This window comes from Agriterribacter sp. (assembly GCF_035497235.1).
Lineage (GTDB): Bacteria > Bacteroidota > Bacteroidia > Chitinophagales > Chitinophagaceae > Agriterribacter.
Window position 1 is genome coordinate 98,662 of sequence record NZ_DATJEB010000058.1, and the last position, 22,212, is coordinate 120,873.

General features: G+C 43.1%; 20 protein-coding genes. 8 read left to right on the plus strand and 12 right to left on the minus strand.

The genetic code is table 11. From position 1 onward, the window contains the following. Window positions 1-2: 2 nt before the first annotated feature. The 5 genes from VL121_RS21175 to VL121_RS21195 all read right to left on the minus strand — a co-directional run bounded on the left by VL121_RS21175 (window position 3) and on the right by VL121_RS21195 (window position 7,616). A complete protein-coding gene (locus tag VL121_RS21175; RefSeq protein ID WP_325408612.1) occupies window positions 3-3,200 on the minus strand; it encodes an efflux RND transporter permease subunit in 3,198 nt (1,065 codons plus the stop codon). A 72-nt stretch (window positions 3,201-3,272) separates the two neighbouring features. Continuing rightward, window positions 3,273-4,376, minus strand: a complete 1,104-nt coding sequence (locus tag VL121_RS21180; protein WP_325408613.1) for an efflux RND transporter periplasmic adaptor subunit — start codon at window positions 4,374-4,376, stop codon at window positions 3,273-3,275. A gap of 105 nt (window positions 4,377-4,481) precedes the next feature. Then, window positions 4,482-5,840, minus strand: a complete 1,359-nt coding sequence (locus tag VL121_RS21185; RefSeq protein WP_325408614.1) for a TolC family protein — start codon at window positions 5,838-5,840, stop codon at window positions 4,482-4,484. 213 nt (window positions 5,841-6,053) lie between these two features. Further along, window positions 6,054-6,665, minus strand: a complete 612-nt coding sequence (locus VL121_RS21190) for a Crp/Fnr family transcriptional regulator (RefSeq protein WP_325408615.1) — start codon at window positions 6,663-6,665, stop codon at window positions 6,054-6,056. A gap of 69 nt (window positions 6,666-6,734) precedes the next feature. Beyond that, window positions 6,735-7,616 carry an urea transporter gene (locus VL121_RS21195; protein ID WP_325408616.1) on the minus strand — a complete coding sequence of 294 codons (882 nt, stop codon included), beginning with the start codon at window positions 7,614-7,616 and terminating at the stop codon, window positions 6,735-6,737. Between the two features lie 180 nt (window positions 7,617-7,796). Here VL121_RS21195 and VL121_RS21200 point away from each other — a divergent pair, with 180 nt between their 5' ends. The 7 genes from VL121_RS21200 (at window position 7,797) to VL121_RS21230 (ending at window position 15,723) form a co-directional block, all read left to right on the plus strand. Then, window positions 7,797-8,891: an acyltransferase family protein gene (locus VL121_RS21200; RefSeq protein WP_325408617.1), complete on the plus strand. Its 1,095-nt coding sequence runs from the start codon at window positions 7,797-7,799 to the stop codon at window positions 8,889-8,891. 115 nt (window positions 8,892-9,006) lie between these two features. Next, the gene (gene xth / locus VL121_RS21205) at window positions 9,007-9,783 is read left to right on the plus strand and encodes an exodeoxyribonuclease III (RefSeq protein WP_325408618.1); all 777 of its coding nucleotides are present in this window, start codon (window positions 9,007-9,009) and stop codon (window positions 9,781-9,783) included. Window positions 9,784-9,909: 126 nt separating this feature from the next. Next, window positions 9,910-10,815: a DUF6528 family protein gene (locus VL121_RS21210; protein WP_325408619.1), complete on the plus strand. Its 906-nt coding sequence runs from the start codon at window positions 9,910-9,912 to the stop codon at window positions 10,813-10,815. A gap of 26 nt (window positions 10,816-10,841) precedes the next feature. Next, a complete protein-coding gene (locus tag VL121_RS21215) occupies window positions 10,842-11,150 on the plus strand; it encodes a hypothetical protein (RefSeq protein WP_325408620.1) in 309 nt (102 codons plus the stop codon). Between the two features lie 79 nt (window positions 11,151-11,229). After that, entirely contained in the window at window positions 11,230-12,630 is a 1,401-nt protein-coding gene (locus tag VL121_RS21220) for an arylsulfatase (protein ID WP_325408621.1), read from the plus strand. A 2-nt stretch (window positions 12,631-12,632) separates the two neighbouring features. Then, on the plus strand, window positions 12,633-14,156 hold the full coding sequence (locus VL121_RS21225; RefSeq protein ID WP_325408622.1) for a sulfatase family protein: 1,524 nt from the start codon (window positions 12,633-12,635) through the stop codon (window positions 14,154-14,156). Window positions 14,157-14,214: 58 nt separating this feature from the next. Further along, window positions 14,215-15,723, plus strand: a complete 1,509-nt coding sequence (locus VL121_RS21230) for an alpha-L-fucosidase (RefSeq protein WP_325408623.1) — start codon at window positions 14,215-14,217, stop codon at window positions 15,721-15,723. Between the two features lie 104 nt (window positions 15,724-15,827). Here the strand turns inward: VL121_RS21230 and VL121_RS21235 are convergent, their stop codons facing one another. The 7 genes from VL121_RS21235 to VL121_RS21265 form a co-directional block, all read right to left on the minus strand. Then, complete coding sequence (locus tag VL121_RS21235) at window positions 15,828-16,259, minus strand: QcrA and Rieske domain-containing protein (RefSeq protein WP_325408624.1); 432 nt, start codon at window positions 16,257-16,259, stop codon at window positions 15,828-15,830. A 23-nt stretch (window positions 16,260-16,282) separates the two neighbouring features. Further along, a complete protein-coding gene (locus VL121_RS21240) occupies window positions 16,283-17,179 on the minus strand; it encodes a DUF5777 family beta-barrel protein (protein ID WP_325408625.1) in 897 nt (298 codons plus the stop codon). Between the two features lie 40 nt (window positions 17,180-17,219). Continuing rightward, window positions 17,220-17,765, minus strand: coding sequence for a YceI family protein (locus VL121_RS21245; RefSeq protein ID WP_325408626.1), 546 nt, complete (start codon window positions 17,763-17,765; stop codon window positions 17,220-17,222). A 163-nt stretch (window positions 17,766-17,928) separates the two neighbouring features. Further along, on the minus strand, window positions 17,929-18,300 hold the full coding sequence (locus VL121_RS21250; RefSeq protein ID WP_325408627.1) for a c-type cytochrome: 372 nt from the start codon (window positions 18,298-18,300) through the stop codon (window positions 17,929-17,931). Window positions 18,301-18,315: 15 nt separating this feature from the next. Further along, a complete protein-coding gene (locus VL121_RS21255) occupies window positions 18,316-18,726 on the minus strand; it encodes an OB-fold protein (RefSeq protein ID WP_325408628.1) in 411 nt (136 codons plus the stop codon). Window positions 18,727-18,750: 24 nt separating this feature from the next. Then, window positions 18,751-20,004, minus strand: a complete 1,254-nt coding sequence (locus VL121_RS21260) for an outer membrane beta-barrel protein (RefSeq protein ID WP_325408629.1) — start codon at window positions 20,002-20,004, stop codon at window positions 18,751-18,753. Beyond that, complete coding sequence (locus VL121_RS21265) at window positions 19,992-20,567, minus strand: RNA polymerase sigma factor (RefSeq protein ID WP_325408630.1); 576 nt, start codon at window positions 20,565-20,567, stop codon at window positions 19,992-19,994. The genes VL121_RS21260 and VL121_RS21265 overlap by 13 nt, the downstream gene beginning before the upstream one ends. A 485-nt stretch (window positions 20,568-21,052) precedes the next feature. Between VL121_RS21265 and VL121_RS21270 the strand changes: the two genes are divergently transcribed. Beyond that, complete coding sequence (locus VL121_RS21270; protein WP_325408631.1) at window positions 21,053-22,000, plus strand: NmrA/HSCARG family protein; 948 nt, start codon at window positions 21,053-21,055, stop codon at window positions 21,998-22,000. The last annotated feature ends 212 nt before the right edge of the window (window positions 22,001-22,212 follow it).

Here is a 22,212-nt window from a genome sequence, read left to right on the forward strand (position 1 = left end):
CATTATTTTACTTTTTTACGCATCATTCTATAATACAGAAGCGGTACTACCAGCAAGGTTAGAAAGGTGGAGGTAACCGTGCCTCCTATCAGTGAAATAGCCAGCCCCTGGAAAATCGGGTCAAATAATATAATTACCGCACCTAATGCTACCGCTCCTGCAGTCAGTAAAATAGGTGTTGTTCGCACAGCTCCGGCTTCTGTAATTGCTTGTTTCAGGGTTACCTTTTGCTTTAACCTAATGTTAATAAAATCAATCAGTAATACTGAGTTTCGCACCATAACGCCGGCCAGGGCAATAAATCCAATCATAGAAGTAGCCGTAAAATAGGCACCCATCATCCAGTGTCCCGCTATAATACCGATGAGTGATAACGGAATGGCGGAAAGCATGATGACAGGCACTTTAAAATCCTGGAACCACCCCACGATCAGCATGTAAATAACAATAATTACTACTGCAAACGCAATACCCAAATCACGGAATACTTCATACGTTATCTGCCATTCGCCATCCCATTTCAGGGAAAAATGATCTTCTGATTCCGGTTGTTTCGTGTATTCTTCATGTAAGGTATAACCCGCCGGAAGTTGGATGCTACCGAGCTTTTCAGAAATTGCACTCATGGCATACGAAGGGCTTTCCAATTTCCCCGCCATGTCTGCTATAATGTGTACCACCCTTTTTTGATTTTTCCGGTAAATGCTTTTTTCTTTTATTCTTTTGGTAATGGTTACCATATCGCTTACCGGCACTACGTTCCCCTGCTGACTAACTATTTTAATATTTCCCAGATCGGCTAATCCCGATTTATCTGCATCGCTTAATTGAAGGTTGATATGTACCGGATTAAAGCTGGAAGGCAGATGTAATACGCCCGCATTCATTCCCGAAAGCGCCGCATTCATGGTGGCCACAATTTGTGCAGGCGCTATCCCATTCCGCATCGCTTTTTCCTTGTCTATTTCAAAGTGGTATTCCGGTTGGTCATCTTCCACCATCCAATCTGCATCCACCACATCCGCGGCAGAAGCCATCAGGTTTTTCACTTGCCTTGCCACTTCAATCTGCTGCTCATAATCCGGCCCATAAACTTCTGCCACCAATGTAGAAAGTACCGGTGGCCCCGGTGGAATTTCCACCAGTTTTACATTGGCATTGTATTTTTTCCCAATCTCATGTATGTCCGGCCGCATCTGCTTTGCAATATTGTGGCTTTGTAATTTCCTGTCTTTTTTATCCAGAAGATTTACCTGAATATCGGCTACATTTTCACCGCTCCGTAAATCGTAATGCCTTACCAATCCGTTAAAACTTATTGGCCCTGCAGTACCCACATACGCCTGGTAATTGCGTACTAATTTTTGTTGTGAAAGATATTGCCCGATTTCACGGGTTACCGCTGCTGTTTTCTCCAACGTAGTTCCTTCGGGCATATCAATCACCACCTGAAATTCATTTTTGTTATCGAAGGGAAGCATTTTTACCGCCACGCTTTTTGTATAAAACAATGCCATAGAACCCAGCAGCACTGCAAACAATACACTCATAAAAGCCCATCTCTTTTTTCTTGATTCCAGCAGGGGATTGATGAAGCGGTAGTAGATTTTATAAATACCCGTTTGCTCTAATGGCACCGGCTCTTTTTGCACCCCATTTCTCTTTGCTTTTTCACGCAGGAAAATATAGCCCAGATAAGGCGTAAGTGTTAAGGCCACTATCAGCGAAAGCATCATGGCAATGGAAGCGCCTATTGGCATTGGGCTCATGTACGGACCCATTAAGCCCGACACAAAAGCCATGGGCAATACCGCCGCTATGACGGTGAGGGTTGCCAAAATTGTGGGATTGCCCACTTCGTTAATGGCATAAATAGCTGCCTGTTTAAAAGGCAATCTTCGCATCTTAAAATGGCGATGCATATTTTCCGCAATGATGATGGAATCGTCCACCACAATACCGGTTATAAATACCAGTGCAAACAGGGTAATCCGGTTCAGCGTATAATCCATCAGGTAATAACTGAGCAGCGTAAGCGCAAAGGTTACCGGCACCGAAAGAAATACTACCAGCCCGCCACGCCAGCCCATAGCCAGCATTACAAATAAAGTAACCACCACAATGGCGATAAATAAATGAAATAACAATTCCGCTACTTTATCCGAAGCCGTTTCGCCATAATTCCGGGTGGTGCTTACATGTACATCAGAAGGAATAATATTGTTTTCAAGATGTTTTACTTTATTTAAAATTTGTTCGGAAAGCTTCATGGCATCCGCACCTGCCTTTTTGGCTATAGATAAAGTAATAGCCGGGTATTCCGCATTGAACTGATGTGCATTTCCAGTATCGCCCATAGCATAACCAAAGGATACATACTCCTTTGCGGAAGCAGGTCCATCTTCTATTTGAGCCACTTGCCGAAGGTAAACCGGCTGTTGTCCATTAACACCTACTACTAAATTTGCCACCTCCTCTGCCGATGCTAAAAAACTTCCTGTTTCTACAGCAAAAGCCGTATCATTTTTTAATAAGCTTCCCGAAATCATCTGCGCGTTGTTTCCGCGAATGCTATTATTAATGGTTAAAAAATCAACCCGGTTGGAAGCCATTTTTTCTTTGTCCGGCATCACTTTCACTTCGCGGCTTCTTCCTCCCAGTACATTGATCTCTGCAACATCCGGAATTTTTTTAATTTCATTCTTTAATTCTTCACTCAGCTGTCTCAATGTATAATCATCGTACTTATCACTCCAAACAGTGAGTCCTAAAACCGGTACATCATCAATGGCTCTTGATTTTACCAGCGGCATGGTAGCCCCTTCGGGCATTTTATCCATGTTTTTCATAATCTCATTATAAAGTTTCACTAAGCTCCGCTCTACATCTTCTCCTACATAAAACTGTACAATCAACATCGCCTGTCCTTTCATGGTAGTGGAATACACGTATTCCACGCCTTTAATATTGGAAACTATTTTCTCTAAGGGCGCCACTACTTTTGATTCCACTTCTTTAGGTTCAGCACCGGGAAAACCAATAAAAATATCGGCCATCGGCACTTCTATCTGCGGTTCTTCTTCACGCGGTATCAGCCAGGTGGCATAGGCGCCAATGAGCAGGAACACCACCATTAATAGTAAGGTTAATTTAGAGCGGATAAAACTTTTCGCTATTCTTCCTGCAATCCCTTCGTTCATAATTTATCTGTAATTAATCAGTTTTTAAATTAATTCCTGTGTTATACCAAATGAGCAAACCACATCCTGCAATCATATTGGCTTTACTTTTACCGGAACCCCGTTATATAATTTACCCTCGGCAGATGCTATAAAACTTTCGTTTTTATTGAGTCCGGAAAGTATTTCCACATTATTCCCGTATGTTTTTCCAAGACGCACATACCTGAGCAAAGCAGTATTGTTATTGCTCACCGTATAAAGAGCAGTAAGTTGCCCGATATGATTAATCGCACTTAAAGGAACCAATACGGCTTCACTATTTATTGCAGGTGATTTATCTTTTGTAATGATGTTTACATTGGTGTACATCCCGGCATTCAGGCTGTTTTGTGCTTCCTGCGGCAGGTTTATTTTTACTACATATTGCCCGCCGGTGGCTATAGATGAGGGGCTGATTTCTGTTACCGTTCCGTTGAAAGTTTTATCTATTGATTTTATGAAAATGGTAGCAGGGGATTTTAATTGAATCCTGCTGATTTCAGTTTCGGGTATCACTGCACTTACCAGTAAGTTTTTATTTTCCTCTACAACCAAAATAGGCATTCCGGGATTTGCCATGCTTCCTGCATCCATTAGCTTTTGTGCAACCACACCTGAAAACGGTGCGGTAATATTCGTATAAGCAAGTATGGCATTGGCTTCTGCTTTCATTTGCCTGGCTGATTGCAATCCTGCTTTTGCCGCCTGGTATTGAAGGGTAACATTGTCCAGCTCTTTGGCTGTTGCACTTTTTTGATGGTATAAACTGGTGAATCGTGCGTAGTCTTTTTCTGCGCTTTTAAAGGATGCCTCCGCACCGGAAATCATTGCATCGGCCTGGGCCCGTTTTGCCAGGATATCTTCATTGCTGATGGTAACCAGCAATTGACCTTTGTGTACATGGTCTCCGGCTTTTACTTTTATACCGGTAATATATCCCATTACACGGGTACTGATATTGGCAGAGTGGGATGATTCAATTTGCCCTGTTACCGCTATAGAATTATCTGTATTTATCAATGGATTTTCTACGCTAACCTCTATCGCCGGTGTTTTTTCCTTTACCACATCTTTTTCAGAAGATGAAGAACAGGCACCCGCGAATAAGGTAATCAATCCAAGAAGCAATAAGGTGCTATTTTGTTTACGTTTCATCTGTAAATATTTGTTGTTTTTAAATGGTCTGATGGAGCTCACAGGATGGCGTTTTGCCTTTTTCATGTTCCTGTTTTGTTGCTTGCCATCCTGTTTGGTTCATAATTAATTTTGATTACTGGTGTCTGTTGTAGTTAAAAACCGGATGTATGCCTGGCTTACATTGCAACTGAAAACGGCCTGCACCAGCATTAATTTTTGCCGGGATAATTGAGTTTGTGCGGTAAGTACATCGGTAGTATTCACCAATCCTTCTTCGTAACGGTTTTGCAGAATGCGCAATGCTTCACCCGCCTGGGCTATAGCAGCATTTTGCTGTTTTATTTTGAACAAAGCGTTCGCCAGATCCCGGTAAGACTTGTCCAGCATCATTTGATTTTCCTGTTGCATGGAATGAAGCTGTACACCCAGTTTATCCTGTTCTAATTTTAACCCCGCAACCTGCCGTTTGATATTGTTTCCGTCAAAAATATTCCAGGTAAGTTGTATGCCGGAGAAATAAGAATTGGCATTGAACCCGGTAATTTTTTTATCATTTAATTGATAAGAACCAAATGCATGTAAGCGGGGCAAATATTTCATCTTTAAAGACTTCTCCATCAGCCCCGTGGCTTCCATTGCTTTTTCTATCGCTAAGAGATCAGCCCGGTTCTGCGGCAGGCTCATTTCTGTTTTCTCTAAGGCCTGATCTTGTTTCATCTCATCTGTAGTATATAAAACGCCTGTAGGTTTGTTCATTAAAACACTCAGGTAGTCAGCCGCATTTAATTCATTATTTTTTGCTTCATTCAGATTGCTTTCCATATCCAATACCTGTACTTCCACATTGAGTAAATCCGATTTTTGAATCAATCCCTGGAGTACCCTGTTGTTAGTGAAATCATAGATTGATTTTGCAGTTGACAACGCTTCTTCTAAAACTGCCACGGCCTGGTGTGTCATTTGCAATTGGTGATAGGCTTTTTGTGTTTCAAAAATCAAATGCGCTTTGGTTCTTTTGGTTTTAAGCTGATAACTTTCTACCTGAACCCCGGCGCTCTTTTTCATATAAACCGCATCCATATTGATCAGTGGTTGCAACACTTCAATTTTAGTAGTAAAATCGGAAGTTCCTGAAGGATGATTTAATTTATCCGGATTGAAGTCGGCGGCAGTTACCGTTCTTTGCTGCAGTTTAAATCCAAATACATATAATGGATTATTTGTGGCAAGCGCAGTGTAAGACAAATTTACCTGCGGAAGAAAACCCGCATTGCTTTGCTTATATTTTTCCTGAGCGATGGCTTCATCAATTTTGGCGGACTGAACGGCGCTATTATTAGAAATAACCGCATGTACAGCTTCTTTCAAAGAAAGAAATTCCGTTTTTTGTTGTGCCTGGGCATTGATTAAAAATAATCTCAAAAAAAATACGGTAAAAAATATCCTGCTGATGACTATATATCTTTTTCCCAAAATCTTCATTTGCCTTTTTTAATATTTGTATGGAATAATTAAAATGAAAGGCAAAATTGCGCAAGTGGCACAACCTTTTTGGGAACATTTGTTGGATAAGATGCTGTAATGCGGGTACTCGTTCAGCGTTAGAAGCTGAAAGGGTATTGAATTAAAAATGCCAGATACCTGAATGGGCGGTATTGAGCCTGTTGCAGCGCTTTTAAATGACCCGTGTTTCCGCTACAACAATTCAATTGTATTTCTTCCCAGTTTCACAATCCCTTTCTGCTCCATTGTACGTAGCAAACGGCTTACGGCTTCTCTATGCGTATTTAATTCACCTGCAATTTGCTGATGGGTTATGTACAGGGAAGATGTATGTAAAGCTTCTTTTTTCTTTTCTAAATAGTTCAGTATTTTTTTATCCAGGCTATTGAAAGCGATTAAATCAATTACTTCAATCAGTTCTGCGAAACGGCTGCTGTAAGTATTGTTGATGAATGCTTTCCATTCGGGATATTTGAATAGCTGATCTATTAAATCGGCAGGCACCATCAATACTTCCGTTTCATCTTCCGCTATCGCTTTTATCATGCTTTTCTTTGTAGACTGGCAACAGTTAACTGCCATCGCGCATGTTTGAGAAGGATACAAATGGTACAAAAAAACCTCGCGGCCTTCCTCATCTTCCCTTACAATGCGCAAAGCGCCACTTAATACAATTGGCACAAAAAATAAAACATCGCCGGGAAGAATTAAAGCATCACCGCTGGAAAGCGTTTTTTTACGTGATTTAGAAGTGATTTCTTCTACTAAACCCGGGTTGGAAAATAAGGCATTGAGTGCGTTCATATTCTGTAAAGTTCCGATTTTATTGTATGCAAAAATAAAACGTTGCAGTTCAAAATATGAATGACTGCTTTATTGCTTTAATTTTAACTGAACCGCTTGTTGGGTTGCTTTTATACCTAAGGTGAGCCAGGTGGCAAATACAAAAGGAAATGTTAGCGCGGGCAGGTTCATGTGCCGCATTTGGATCATGATCAGAACAGACAATACAACCGATAGGAAAGCCATGAAAAAATCCCCGGCTTTGTTACCCGCAAAAGTAATAGCGCAAAGCACAGCGTTATAACTTAATAATCCCAGGTAAATATCATTTACAGATTCTTTTAACAGGCAGGCTATTATAGCGCTTAACGCAATGCTTAACATAGCATACATTGCAGCAACTGGACGATTAATAAAAACGCCGATACAAAACAGTATTCCCGCATAAATATCTCCCTGGAAAATAACCTGCCCGAAACCGAGGGAAAACAAGGTAAGATAATCATTTGCGTATGCGTTGGTTACTCCCTGCTGCGGCTGAACCAAAGCCGGGCAATAGTGAACAACGGCTAAAAACAGCCAGGTTACCACGATAAACGGGAATGTAAAAGCGGGAATTTTTTTCCTAATAAACAAATGCTGTATCATAGTTGCCAGGGCTGAGCCGATGAGTATGGCGCTCCAAATCAAAATTGTTGGCTGAAAGAAACAAATTAAAGCAACACCCGCCAGCGCGGCACTAAAGCCATATATCCCGTCATTGATTTCATCTTCATTATATTTCAGCCACTTTGCAGTAAAGGTTCCGGTTACTACAGATAGTATAGCCGCAATGCCCATCAGGTATGAACCACAGCATATTCCTGCAAGAAAAAACAGGCCTGTCCATGCATTATTCTGTAACATAATTTGCCCGATACCTTTAAGGAAAGGGGCTACAATACCTAAAAAGTTTTGCTTTTGCTTAATCATTTGTTTAACAAAGATGAAGATAATGGAAGATTTTTTTAGTTCAGGTATAAATATAAAAACGGTTGCGTATGTGCGCACTGCTTATTGCAATAATAGCCAGGTACAGATAGCCGTCAATAGCTAATGAATAATACCGGCAAGTATACCCGTCATCTGTATATTTGTCCTTAACCCAACACAATGGAAGCTGAGAACGCGAATAAATTAAACTCTGTCATTCTAAAAACCAAACAACATTTTCATATTCTTGATGGCTTGAGAGGCGTTGCAGCGTTGGCTGTTGTAGTTTTTCATTTCATGGAATGGATCTACCCGGACCCTATCAAAAATTTTATCGGGCATGGCTTCCTGGCAGTAGATTTTTTCTTCTGTTTATCCGGATTTGTTATTGCCTATGCTTATGACAACCGCATAGGGAAAATGGGGATATACGAATTTTTTAAATCAAGGCTTATCAGATTACATCCTTTGGTTATTGCAGGTTCAGTGCTGGGCTTACTGGGCTTTTTATTTGATCCGTTTGGTGGCGATTCAGCAATATATAGCACCGGAAAAATTATTTTACTTTTTGTTTGTTCTGTTTTTCTCATTCCCTTTCCGGTAATGGAAGATCGTGCATTTAACCTGTTCGGTTTCAATGCCCCTTCGTGGTCGCTATTCTGGGAATATGTTGCCAACATTTTTTATGCTGTTATTCTTTCTAAGCTTAGCCGCCGCTGGCTGCTTTTATCAACCCTGGTTGCAGCGGCAGCGCTTTGTTTTGTTAGCTACCGGGCAGGAAACTTAATGGGTGGTTGGGCTGGCGAAAATTTTCCCGAGGGCGGTGTGCGCATTGCTTATTCCTTTTTAGCAGGACTATTCATTTACCGCACTAACTGGATTATTAAAAACCGCCTGGGTTTTGCGGGATTGGCTGTATTGTTATCGTTAGCTTTTGTAATGCCCCATTTTACATGGAACTGGCTGGCAGAAGGAATGGTCGTACTGGTTTATTTTCCTTTGATTGTTTCATTGGGTGCCGGTGCCAGGTTAGCCGCAGGGTGGAAGAAAATTTGTGTGCTTTCCGGTAAAATATCCTATCCGCTGTATATGACGCATTATGCGGCAATATGGGTGTTTGGGCATTATTATACCAATAATAAGCCGGAGGGAACCGGCCTCGTTTTTATTGTAATAACAGGAACAATACTTTTAATTGGCCTCGCTTACCTGGTAATGATTATTTATGATATACCTGTTCGGAGATATTTAACTAATAAAAGGCAAAAAAAATAATACTTTTACAAAAGGCTTTAAACTATGGTAACAGGTAAAGCAGTTATCCTATTCTTTGCTGCTATTTATTACTAACATACTACTATTTTTATATTTTATACCCGGTTAATATATTATGAAAATTGCCACTTATAATGTTAATGGTGTAAACGGTCATCTGCCGGTACTGCTTCGCTGGCTGAATGAAACAACGCCGGATGTTGTTTGCCTGCAGGAGCTCAAAGCACCCCAGGAAAAATTTCCGGAAGAAGCTATGCAGGCTGCGGGCTACAACGCCATCTGGCATGGGCAGAAAAGCTGGAATGGCGTTGCCATACTGTCACGTAACCTGGCAATAAAAGAAATAAGACGCGCGTTGCCTGGCAATAAGGAAGATACCCATAGCCGTTATATAGAGGCGATCATTAATGGAATTACCATTGGCTGCCTGTACCTGCCCAACGGCAATCCGGCCCCGGGTCCAAAATTTGATTATAAATTGCGCTGGCTGGAGTGCTTTACCCTGCATGCGGCCGAATTGCTTGCCGCCGGCAGCCCCACAGTGCTTACGGGAGACTACAACATTATACCCGTTGAGCAGGATGTTTACAAACCCGAACGCTGGGTAGAGGACGCGCTGTTCCGGCCGGAAGTTCGCGCCGCTTTTAAAACATTGCTGGCACAGGGCTGGACGGATGCCATACGAAAGCTTTATCCTAACGACAAAGTATATACGTATTGGGACTATTTCCGTAACGCATACAGCAGAGACGCGGGTTTGCGTATTGATCATTTCCTGCTTAGTCCAAACCTCAGCAACCGCCTCACCGGCGCCGGCGTTAACGGTAATGTAAGAGGCTGGGAAAAAACAAGCGATCATGCCCCTGTGTGGATAACACTATCTGATGACTAAACAGATCATCATTCACCTTACCTTGAACTGTATATGCCTTGGTAAAAACCGGCGTTGGCACACAGACCAACTCCCGTGGTCTTTGCGTAATTTTCTTAGCGCGCTTTGCGGTAAAAAATATCTTAGATGAAATATTCAATGAGCCTATTCACCAGCTTTCTGCTCACAACATTTTTACATACTCCAAATGCCCAAACAAACTGGTATCCCGAAAAGGGGAAAAAATATATCATACTTTCCGAACAATCAAAAAGCCGTGTAGCCATTGCCGATATAGCAGCCTCTGGAATAGTATGGGAATGGAGACCTTCCGTTCGGCCCGATATTAAACCGCAGCATGTCGGGTGGTTTGAAGCGATGAGTGATGCAAAGCCGGTTGAAAATGGAAAATATATACTTGCCTGTGCTTCCGGCGGAGGTTTGGCGCTTATCCGCGTAGCCGACAAGAAAACAATATTTTATGCGTATGCCGGAGGTAACACGCATTCTGCTGAACAACTGCCCGACGGAAATATTGTGAGCGCTTCCAGTACGGGAAATTTCATGAGCATTTTTGTTACTGCCGGTAAGGATGATCCCGAACAAACAGTACGTAAAGATTTTTACCTGCGCGATGGGCACAACCTGGTATGGGATAAAAAGAAAAAACGATTGTATACCGTGTCCCGGGATCAGTTAAAAACATACAGGTATAATGCAGACAAAAATAATCCCGCGCTGATAGCGGTTGACTCTGTAACCATGCCCGATAGCGGTGCTCATGATCTCTACAGAATATATAGCAAAGATGGGCTGTGGCTCAGCACCCATTCGGCCATATTTAAAGTTGATGTGCAAAGCAAAAAAGCGGAGAAGGTAAGCACCCGGTTCGGAGAAAATATAAAAAGCGTGTCATCCGGACCTGAAGGATATCCCACGATCATTATCCGGCCCAAAGAAAAGTGGTGGACGGATGAAGTATCAGATATTGAGGGCAACAGCATTTTCAAACAGCAGGGATTAAGAATATATAAAGCGAGGTGGTTGCTATGAACGCTATCGCACATATCATTACTCAAATGAAAATAGAATTTAAAAATATAGGGCTCCTCAATTTAATAATCGTTTTAAGTTTGATTCCATTTGGGTTATTTCACTCAGGGAGAATTGGATTAGACTTAAACAATTTGATTCCGCCGGTAGAATTCCTGGAAAAATTATATCTCTTTTATAACCTGGCCTTATTTGGACCGGTGATCATTGTTCTTGGAATTATTAAACTTTTCAATGCAAACAGAAAGCTGTTGAATATTGTTGTGGGCATTGGTCTTATCCTTGTTGCAATGATGTGGGGATATGGCATGAGATCGTTTGGTGGATATATTTAACACCAGTAACATCATTTTCAAACCGTATTTTACGGTTTTGTATCTTGCAGTGATCCGGGATTCAAAAAATTAGCACCTTATGGCAAAGGCAACCATTCTTTTTCTTTATTGTTTCTTATCACTCACCACTTTTGCACAAACCAAACCCAATATTGTTTTTATATTGGCAGATGATATGGGTTATGGCGATTTGGGCTGCTACGGCCAAAAACAAATTGAAACGCCCCATATAGATCAACTGGCTGCCGGCGGAATACGGTTCACCCAATTTTATACCGGCACATCTGTTTGCGCTCCTTCACGTTCCGCCTTACTCACAGGGCAGCATACCGGGCATACGCCTGTTCGTGGCAATTATGAAATTCAGCCTGAAGGGCAATTACCATTACCCGATTCAGCATATACTATGGCTGAAATGCTGAAGCATGCAGGATACGTTACAGGCGGTTTCGGCAAATGGGGATTAGGCTACCCCGGGTCGGAAGGAACGCCCAATCAACAGGGGTTCGACCGCTTTTTTGGTTACAACTGCCAGCGCCAGTCGCACAATTATTTTCCCGATCACCTGTGGAACAATGACACCAGGATAGATTACGATAATACGCCCATCAACCAGCAATACTACGCGCCAGACCTTATACAAAAGGAGGCCCTTGCATTTATGGATGAGCATAAAGCACAACCTTTCTTCCTGTATCTCTCCTACACGTTACCGCATGCCGCTTTGCAATTACCCAAAACTGACAGTTTGCTGGAATATTATAAAAGAAAATTCAACGAACAGCCCCAGGCCATACCAACCTTGTGGGATGGTAAAGGCTACCAGCCCCAGGCTTACCCGCATGCGGCTTATGCAGCAATGGTAACCAGGCTGGATCATTACGTGGGACAGGTAGTGGAAAAATTAAAAATGCTGGGAATTGAAAAAAGTACACTTATCATTTTTACAAGCGATAACGGCCCGCACCGCGAAGGCGGTAACGACCCCGCATTCTTTAACAGCAGCAGCGGCTTCAGGGGAATAAAAAGAGACCTGTACGAAGGCGGCATCCGCACGCCCATGATAGCTTATTGGCCGGCTGTTATTGCAAAACCCAAAGTATCGGGCTTTACAGGAGCCTCCTGGGATTTTATGCCCACTTTTGCCGCAATAGCCGGAGCGCCTGCACCACCGCGTACGGATGGCGTTTCCCTGCTGCCAACGCTCTCATCCAAAGGCAAGCAAAAGCAGCACCGGTTTTTATACTGGGAGTTTCATGAAGATGGCGGCAGACAGGCCGTTCGCATGGGCAAATGGAAAGGGGTACGCTTAAACGTTATGAAGGAGGCCGGCAACCCCCTGGAATTATACAACCTCGATTCCGATCCGGGTGAAACAAAAAATGTTGCCGTTGAAAATGCTGCCATCGTGCAAAGCATACAAAAGATCATGCAAAATGAACATATAGAAATTGCGCGTTTTCCTTTCCTTAAAAATTGATCATGAAAAAGCTCCTGCTAATACTACTTCTCATCTTTGCGGTAAGTTCGGCCATAACAGCACAGACAAAGAAGAACCACCCCAATATCATTATCATTGTTTCAGACGATCATGCTTATCAAACCATCAGCGCTTATGGCAGTAAGCTGATGCAAACACCAAATATAGACCGGATTGCAAAAGAAGGTGTATTGTTCAATAAAGCCTATGTTACCAATTCTATTTGCGGGCCAAGCAGGGCTGTGCTGCTTACAGGTAAGTACAGTCATAAGAACGGCTTTAAAGACAATGAAACTTCTGATTTTAATGCCGGCCAGGATCTGTTTGTAAAACAACTGCAGGCTAACGGCTATCAAACTGCCTGGATAGGCAAATACCATTTGGGAACAAAGCCGCAGGGTTTTGATTTCTGGCAAATATTTCCGGGACAGGGCAGTTATTATAATCCCGATGTTTTAATGATGGACGGAAGCACTAAAAGAATAGAAGGATATGCTACCAATATTGTTGAAAATATAGCGGAAGACTGGCTCGATCGCCGGGATACGAGCAAACCTTTTTGCCTGGTTATCGGGCATAAATCAACCCACCGTACATGGATACCCGACACCACGGATATGGGTATGTTTGATAATGTTACTTTTCCTTTGCCCGAAAATTTTTATGATGATTACGATAACAGGGCCGCGGCAAAAGTGCAGGATATGACGATTGCCAATACCATGATACTGGGTTATGATCTGAAAATGTTGCCCCCCGATAACAACGAACCCGCCATCACGCGGATGAATGCTGCCCAGCGCGCCAAATTTGATGCCTGTTACCAACCCATTTATGAAGATTTCAAAGTCCGCAACCTCTCGGGTAAAGCACTAACAGAATGGAAATATCAGCGTTATATGAAAGACTACCTGAGCACAGCAGCCTCATTAGACAGGAATATAGGACGCACATTAGATTATTTGGACCAGCATCAATTGGCTAATAATACCATAATAATATATTTATCCGACCAGGGATTTTATATGGGTGAACATGGCTGGTTTGATAAACGCTTCATGTATGAAGAGTCGTTCAGAACGCCGATAATGATGCGGTACCCCGGCGTAATTAAGCCGGGTACAAAGCTGAACGAATATGTAATGAACCTTGATATTGCGCCTACCTGCTTAGCTGCCGCCGGAGTAGCTATTCCGGATGACATACAGGGCAAATCCATACTGCCTTTGCTAACCGGTAAAAAAGAAAAAGGCCGGGAGGCGATGTATTATCACTATTATGAAAATGGAGAACATGCCGTATCGCCTCATTTTGGTGTGCAAACAAAAAAATATAAGCTCATCCGTTTTTATAAAAGAGTAGATAGCTGGGAACTGTACGACCTGCAAAAAGATCCGCACGATATGCATAACCTGTATGGTAAAAAGGGATATGAAAAAATTACACAGCAGTTGAAATCCCGGCTTAATGCATTGATAGTACAATATGAAGATGAGGACGCGAAACAAATAATAAACGGAAAATAGCCTGAACAATAATAATAGCAATTGTAATTACATACAAAATCACCTTATACGCGGCAAAATGAATAAGAACAACCTGATAGCTTTAGCATTTATACTATTGTGCCATATAGCTTTTGGACAGGAGGCAAAAGAAAATTATGTGCTGATACAACCCGGCGATACGGAAAAAGATATTATTGCCAAAGCGGCGAATGTAACACCTTCGCCACGCCAGTTGCGGTGGCAGCAACTGGAGCTAACCGCTTTTTTCCATTTTGGAATAAACACATTTACCGATAAAGAATGGGGCGATGGAACGGAAGACCCTCAAATTTTTAATCCCACGGCATTAGACGCGAAGCAGTGGGTGCTGGCCGCCAAGAACGCCGGCATTAAACAGGTGATCATTACCGCAAAACACCACGATGGATTTTGCTTATGGCCTACAGCAACTACAAATCATTCGGTAGCAGCCAGCCCCTGGAAAGCGGGTAAAGGGGATGTGGTAAAGGAAGTAGCCGGTGCCTGCCGCGCCTACGGCATTGGGTTTGGTATTTATGTATCACCCTGGGACAGGAATGCTTCGGTATACGGAACAGATGCCTACAATGATTTTTTTGTTGCGCAACTTACGGAATTGCTCACCCGCTACGGCCGCGTGGATGAAGTATGGTTCGATGGCGCCAATGGCGAGGGCCCTAACGGGAAAAAACAGGTATATGATTTTGAAAGGTGGTATCAACTGATTCGTAATCTACAACCTGCCGCCACTATCGCCATTATGGGGCCGGATGTAAGGTGGGTAGGTACTGAAAGCGGGTATGGCAGGGAAACGGAATGGAGTGTGGTGCCTGCCAATAATTTGGATCAGGCGGAAATTGCATCCGGATCACAGCGCGATCTTGTTTTTAAACCCCAGGGCGATATGACGGGCAACGATTTGGGCAGTCGTGAAAAAATATTAAATGCAAAAGGGCTGGTATGGTACCCCGCCGAAACAGATGTATCTATACGGCCGGGCTGGTTTTACCATGCAAAGGAAGACGATAAAGTAAAGACGCCTAAAAAACTCCAGGACATATATTATAGTTCGGTAGGGAGGAACGGCGTTCTACTGCTGAATATTCCCCCGGATAAGCAGGGCGTGATACACAAAAATGATGTAGCCAACCTGGTAGCGTGGAGGAAAATGATTGCCGGAACCTTTGCCGTTAACCTGGCCAATGGCGCGGGCACAAACATAGGCAAAAGCGGAAAACATATGCTTGATGGGGATTACGATACCTACTGGATTACAAAAAGAAAGGATACCACGGCCGTAATTGAGCTGAACCTTAAAGGAAGCAAAACCTTTGATGTGCTGTTGTTACAGGAAAATATTACCATCGGCCAGCGTATTGAAAAGTTTGTACTGGAATACCAGGAAGGAAATGAATGGAAAACCATTGCCACCGGCACAACGGTGGGGTATAAGCGACTGATCCGCTTCGACCCGGTAACGGCAAAAAAAGTAAGGCTTCGTATCCTGTCATCAAGATTAAACCCTACGCTCTCGGAATTGGGATTGTATAAGCAGGTGCAACCGTGAAGGAGGGTGTCGGGTATCAGGTATCAGGTTGTCTACTGCAACTTGATAATTGCACCCCGTACCCTGTAACTTGTACCCTGCAACTTGTAACTTATATCCTGCCCCTAACTAACCGTAAGCGTATTACCACTAACCTTAACGGTATATTTCTTTAAAGGAGCCGGTGCCGGGCCCATGGTTACCGCTCCGCTGACACTGTATTCACTGCCATGGCAAGGGCATTTAAACCCGTTGTCGCCTATATAATTTACCGTACATTGCTGATGTGTACAAATAAGGCTTAAAGCCACAAAAGAGGCTGCTGCATTGCCGGCAGCCGTTCTGATAACAATAACACTGCCGCTGGTTTTTGAACTGCCTACTGCCGTAAGTTCAGAAGTAAGATTAGCGGTAATTAAAGCGTTTCCCCCTCCACCGCCGCCGGGATCAGGTGTGGCATTATTATCGGAAGATTTGGAGCAGGCTGCTAATAAGCTTCCCGCGCATACGGCAACGGTTAGCTGGCTGATATCATGAAGAAAATCCCTTCGTTCCATATAATTTTTTTTATGATGAAGAATTAACGTTTCTTAGCAAGATTGAAAGAACGTGAAATATTGAACCCAAAATAAATATCGCCCTTACCCCAGCTTCCCGTAGTACGGCCAAGGAACAGAGGCTCAACCATACCCTGGGAGTTGGTTACATGCACCTGGAAAACATGCCCCCCGGTTTCAATATCAAAGCCGGCTGAAAGAGAATTGTATACCTTGAATGAATTGACCTGGTTACCCGGCATATAATTGTACTCAATGTTAATACTCGAACGTTTCGTGATCTTCATTCTTCCGCCCATCCCCAGCACAAACACATCATTTTTGTCGGTGGCGGCAGGCACCAGGTTATAATGCAGCCAGGCGGGCGACAATTGCAGCGACAAATTACGGGTAAACTTTCGCGCTGCCAGCAACTGCAGCGTGTAGCTGGTACGGTACTTTGCATTGAGATAAGGCTTATCGCTATATTTCAACGATGTATAGGCTATACCCGCCAGCGCTGTTACCGAAAGCGGAATATGCCTCCCCGGCCCTTCTGATTGTTGCAATACCTTACCTTTCAGGTATCCATCGTAGGTTTTCTGAAAAGTACTTCGTCCCACGCCTGCCGTTAGCTCATCGGTAAGGCCGTAATCGAACCCCATGCGCATGGTAGCATTATCCAGTCCAAAGAATGCGTACCCACCTTCATTTATTTTTCCAAACCGGTGCATGATCATAAACAGCAGTACGCCCTTTGCCGGTGTTTCCACAGATTGGGTGTTGATGATGTGCGTGCCTTTAAACGTTCCCGTAACATGGCCAACCTGTTTATTCACCATCATGGAATCTTCCAGCATATGCAGCAAACTGGAATCCTGCGCCGTTGCTATCTTACCAAAGCCGGTACATAAAAAGAAGAACAATGCATAATATTTCATCCGTATATTTTTAATGTTTTACGCGGGTGTTTCCTGCAATTCATTTTACAGGTTTGCAGTCAACCTTTACCTGCACATCAATTTGCCTGGCGATCTTATCTCTTACAATACCCGGAATGGTAATAGCAAAATCCTGCGGTAAAAGACTAAACCGTGCAGTACCCGTTAACCCCTCCGCAGTGATCTCAAGCGTGGCGGGTGTGTTAATGGATTTCTCCACGCCGTGTAATGTAATTACCCCCTGCACCTGAATAGGGTATACCTGCGGCTTTTGCGGATCAACATCACCGGTAAATGTTCCTTTAAAAATAGCTTTGGGATACCGGTCGCTCTCCACATAATTTTCATTAAAGTGCTCCTGCATCAGTTCCTTCCTGAATAAAAAACTTTTCATGAGCATGGAAAAGGCCATCGTTTTTCCGGAAAGATCAACAGCGGCGTAAACCTGCTTATTCTCCGCCTTAATATCTTCCAGGGGTGTTTTTGAAAAGAACTGAATAACACCCGTCCTGGTAATATACACCTGTGCTGATGCCGCTGAAATCACCAGTACGCAGCAACCGATACAAAATATAAACTTCTTCATTCACTGATTTTTTTAGAATGTCCATTTCACCTTACATCCCATACCCCATAAAGCTGTCAGCAATTAGTTGTCAGCAATCAGCAGTACAAAGAAGGAGTATTCATCCCATCATTAGTGGTTACTCGCCTGATAGCTGACTGCTGATACCTGATACCTCACACCTCTAATCCTCTTTCGCTCCTCCTTTTATCCACGCTTTTATTTTATTGATCTCGCAGTCAGACAGCTTACCACCGTTATCCGGCATGGGAGGATAGCCGCCGGTATGGGTAATTACTCCCGCGAGGTTGCCGTTATCGGCCTGCGTTTTCAGGTTAGCATAGCCATCTAAACTAACATCGCCGTTAACGATACCATTGGCATGACAGGAATAACAGTTGGTTGTAATAATGGGTAAAACATCTGCACTGTATTTCATGCCGCTGGTATCGCATTGCTGTACTGTCATCAGCATATCTTCTGATGCTTTGGAACAGCTACCCAGAGCCAAAATAAAAAGAATCAGCACCCATATATATAGAAGACTACGGATCATAATACGCCTGAATTTTTATAAAATAATGATGCAATCGGTTAAATTAACATCCATATTAAAGCCAGTACACTTCCCTTTCACTACTACTTCCATTCCTTTTTTTATGTGACTATCTGTTAATGCCGATGCGGGTGAAAAAAAGCAGCTTATACCACTCCCTTCCGGTTGTATATCCAGCATTACCACCGCGTCATTGCCATTCAGAATAATGTCGCCCACCTTTCCCTTAACTTCAATCACCTTGTTTAAAAACCTTTCATTTGCCGCAGCCTCATCAGCATGAAACCCTTCATACAAAAGTGCCGCGCTCACAGACAGTTGCGTGTGCTTACCGGCAATGCCTTCCCGCGGCTTATTATACCAGTACCAGGCAAAGGCAAGACATACGATTACCAGTGCCAAAAAAAGTATTATTTTTTTTCGCATATCCCTGTAATACTACTGTTATGATTAATGGAATCTTTTCCCGATACCTATAAATATACCACCACTGTTTAGTGAAAGATTACCCTTACCCATACCGGAAACAGGCAGCCTGAAATAAGGTTCCACACGAAACTGAAAGGATTTTCCAATTTTGCGTTCATATCCCGCACCCAGGTTTATAGCTGCCATCCAGGCTTGTGAATTTTCTTTGTAGGTATACCCCTTTGTATGCACATTTCCATAATATTCATACGTGTAATCGTAATATTCTTTATTCATCAAATAAGAAGACATGCCGCCTGTAATGAACCAGTTGTTCTTTTTACCGGCACTGAAATTATATCGAACATTAACCGGGATAGTGATCATATGGCAATTGCCGTTAACCGAATAAATTTCAGCATTGTTCCAGTATTGACCCAGTTTTGACTTATCAAAATATTCACCTTTAGTATAGTATAATTTCTTTTCCCATAATGCCCCGGCTTCCACATTCCACCGTTTGCTGATCCGGTAGCCCAGCAATAAGCCGCCACTGTAACCCAAACCCGATGCTTTTTGAAACTTAACCGTACTTATATCGGGTGAAACCAATGCCTGTATATAGAAATAGTGGTTTTTAGCGGCAGGCGGTTTCACCTCCTCCTTTGTTGCGGGTTCCTGCTGAGCCTTATCATTATCATTATTCAGGGGAATGGTACTTCGCATCATTTGTTTTTCTACTGTCAGTGCAGGCAGCACCCAATTCCCGTTCCCCGCTTTTTGCAGAAGCAAAGCAGGCGCATAAAACAAACCCTTTAATGACGCTCCCGCTTTGTCCTGCATATTTCCCAATTTACCCCTTAAATGCGCATTCCCCGGCCGTACTGTTATCAAAGAGTTGCCATTACCCGCTTTCTTTCCGGTGACTTTACCTGCTCCTATGTTCTCCTTTTTTTCCGCATCGGTAAAAGCAATGCTTTCACCCGGGACAACAGGCTGAATGCGCGCAGCGGCGCCGGGCTGCCGGTAAATAACCGGATCCGCATTTTTGAATGAATGCTGATTAAAATCCCTGACCCAGGTATTATGCGCCATCCACCCTGCAGGGAACAGCAGGAACCACCAGAAAATAAAGCGGCGCTTTTTCTTCTTCTTACCTGCTTCCGGTAAATTTTGATCGCCGCGTAAAGCGGCATGCACCCTTTCCCAGTCAGACGCCTTTTGGGTATCCACCTCATAGTTTTCCGCGGCTTTACGGAAAAGCGCTTCCATATCATCGTTCTTCAGGTAAAACATAACACATTATCCTTATTATCTTTTACAAGGTATTTTTGCAAAAATGCCCTCGCCCGGGCAAGGTTCGATTTTGATGTACCAACAGATATGCCCAGTATCTTCCCGATTTCCTGGTGCGAATACCCGTCAATTACATACATGTTGAACACGGCCCTGTACGCGGGACTTAGTTTTCTTACCAGCTCAATGATTTCTTTATACAGCAACTGGTCATCCGATCTTACTTCCGCTTCCGGATCATACCATGCATCTTCACTAATGGGCTGATACTTTCTTTGCGCCTGGTTTACCCGTATATGATCTATGGCCGTATTAATCACAATCCTGCGTATCCAGGCCATTAGCAAGCTTTCAATATTAGCGGCACGTGCATATTCGAACTTGCCAAACGCCCTGAATATTTTTACAAAAGCATCGTTGGTAACTTCGGCTGCCGCTTCATAGCTGCTCAGGTAACGGTATACCGTTTTCAATGCAAATCCCAGGTATTTTTCGTAAAAAATCTTCTGACATTTTGCATCATTGGCAGCACAGCCTCTTACCAGATATAACAATTGTTCCAAACCGCGGTAAACTTTATTAATACTATATTACGGAGTTTATTGCCCGATGGTTGCGCAGCAACCCTGTTTTTTATATTATAACCCGTTTTCCCAAATGAACCGGAATCTTCTTTTGCATACTGATTTTTATGTACCCAGCTACAGTACTACTATGAAATCCAATTGCGTCGCACTCTTCAGGGCTTCTGCCCTAATGTGGCATTTTATTAACCAGCGCTATTTGCAGATGTATTGATAATAACACAATAAGGCCCGCTCATCATTAAAGAAACCCCGGAACCTGCAAAAACACCCGTTGCCACAGGCGGAAGACTCCATATTGCCAGTAGCGAAGATATTTCAGCAGAAGCTTAGGCAAACCTCGTTCCGCTGAATCCGTAACAGGGTCACTATTTGTTTATATAAAAAGAATGCTGACTGCATCCACCCAAGGCTAAGCCATAATTTGTGCTATTAGTGATGTAACTTTAAAGAAAATATTTTTTATGTCTAAAAAAATTATTGCTGTATTTGGAGCAACCGGTGCGCAGGGTGGCGGACTTGCTTACGCCATATTAAACGACAAAAACAGTGAATTTGCCGTTAGGGCCGTAACAAGAGATACCAGCTCCGATAAGGCTAAAGCACTCGCCGCATTGGGGGCGGAAGTAGTGACTGCCGATATTAATGATGTGGAAAGCATTAAAAAAGTATTAAATGGAGCTTATGGTGCTTATTTTGTAACTTTTTTCTGGGATCATTTTTCGCCCGAAAAAGAATATGAGCAGGCCAAAAATTTTGCTCATGCCGCTCATGCCACCGGCTTAAAACATGTAATATGGTCAACGCTGGAAGATACGCGTAAATGGGTTCCGCTAAACGATAACAGGATGCCTACCCTGCAGGGCAAATATAAAGTACCGCATTTTGACGCGAAAGGCGAAGCCGACCAGTTATTTATAAATGAAGATCTGCCGGTTACTTTTATGAGGGCTTCTTTTTACTGGGATAACTTTATTTATTTTGGCAGCGGCCCTAAAAAAGGCCCGGATGGTAAACTGTATATTACTTTTCCAATGGACGATAAAAAAATGGCGGGTATCGCTGCTGAAGATATTGGGAAATGCGCTTATGGTATTTTTAAGAAAGGAAAATCTTTACTGGGTAAAACGGTTGGTATTGCCGGTGAACAGCTTACCGGCAATGAAATGGCCAAAGCCCTTACAAAAGTTTTGGGGCAGGAAGTTGGCTATAACAATGTAACCCCCGAAACCTACCGTGCGTTTGGCTTTCCGGGAGCCGATGACCTGGGAAACATGTTTCAGTTTTACCGCGATTTTGATGACGTTTGCAACAGCGTCAGGGACGTAAAATTTTCAAGGGAACTAAACCCTGAATTAAAATCGTTTGAAACCTGGCTTTCGGAAAATGCACAACGTATACCCATAGCATAACTACTGCGGAATATTGCCGCGGCTGATGTGTGAACAGGCAATAGTAGTTAGCCGTTTTAAGCAATAGTGTCTTCTGCAGATGGGGTTGTCTAAAAAGTAATATTTTGCCACGAAGTTGCCGGGTAGGCAAGCGGGAGTTTCTCCCGCTTGCCTACCCGGCGGCATAATCTTCTATACCGGCCCTTTTGAGACAGCCTCATTTTTTGATTACA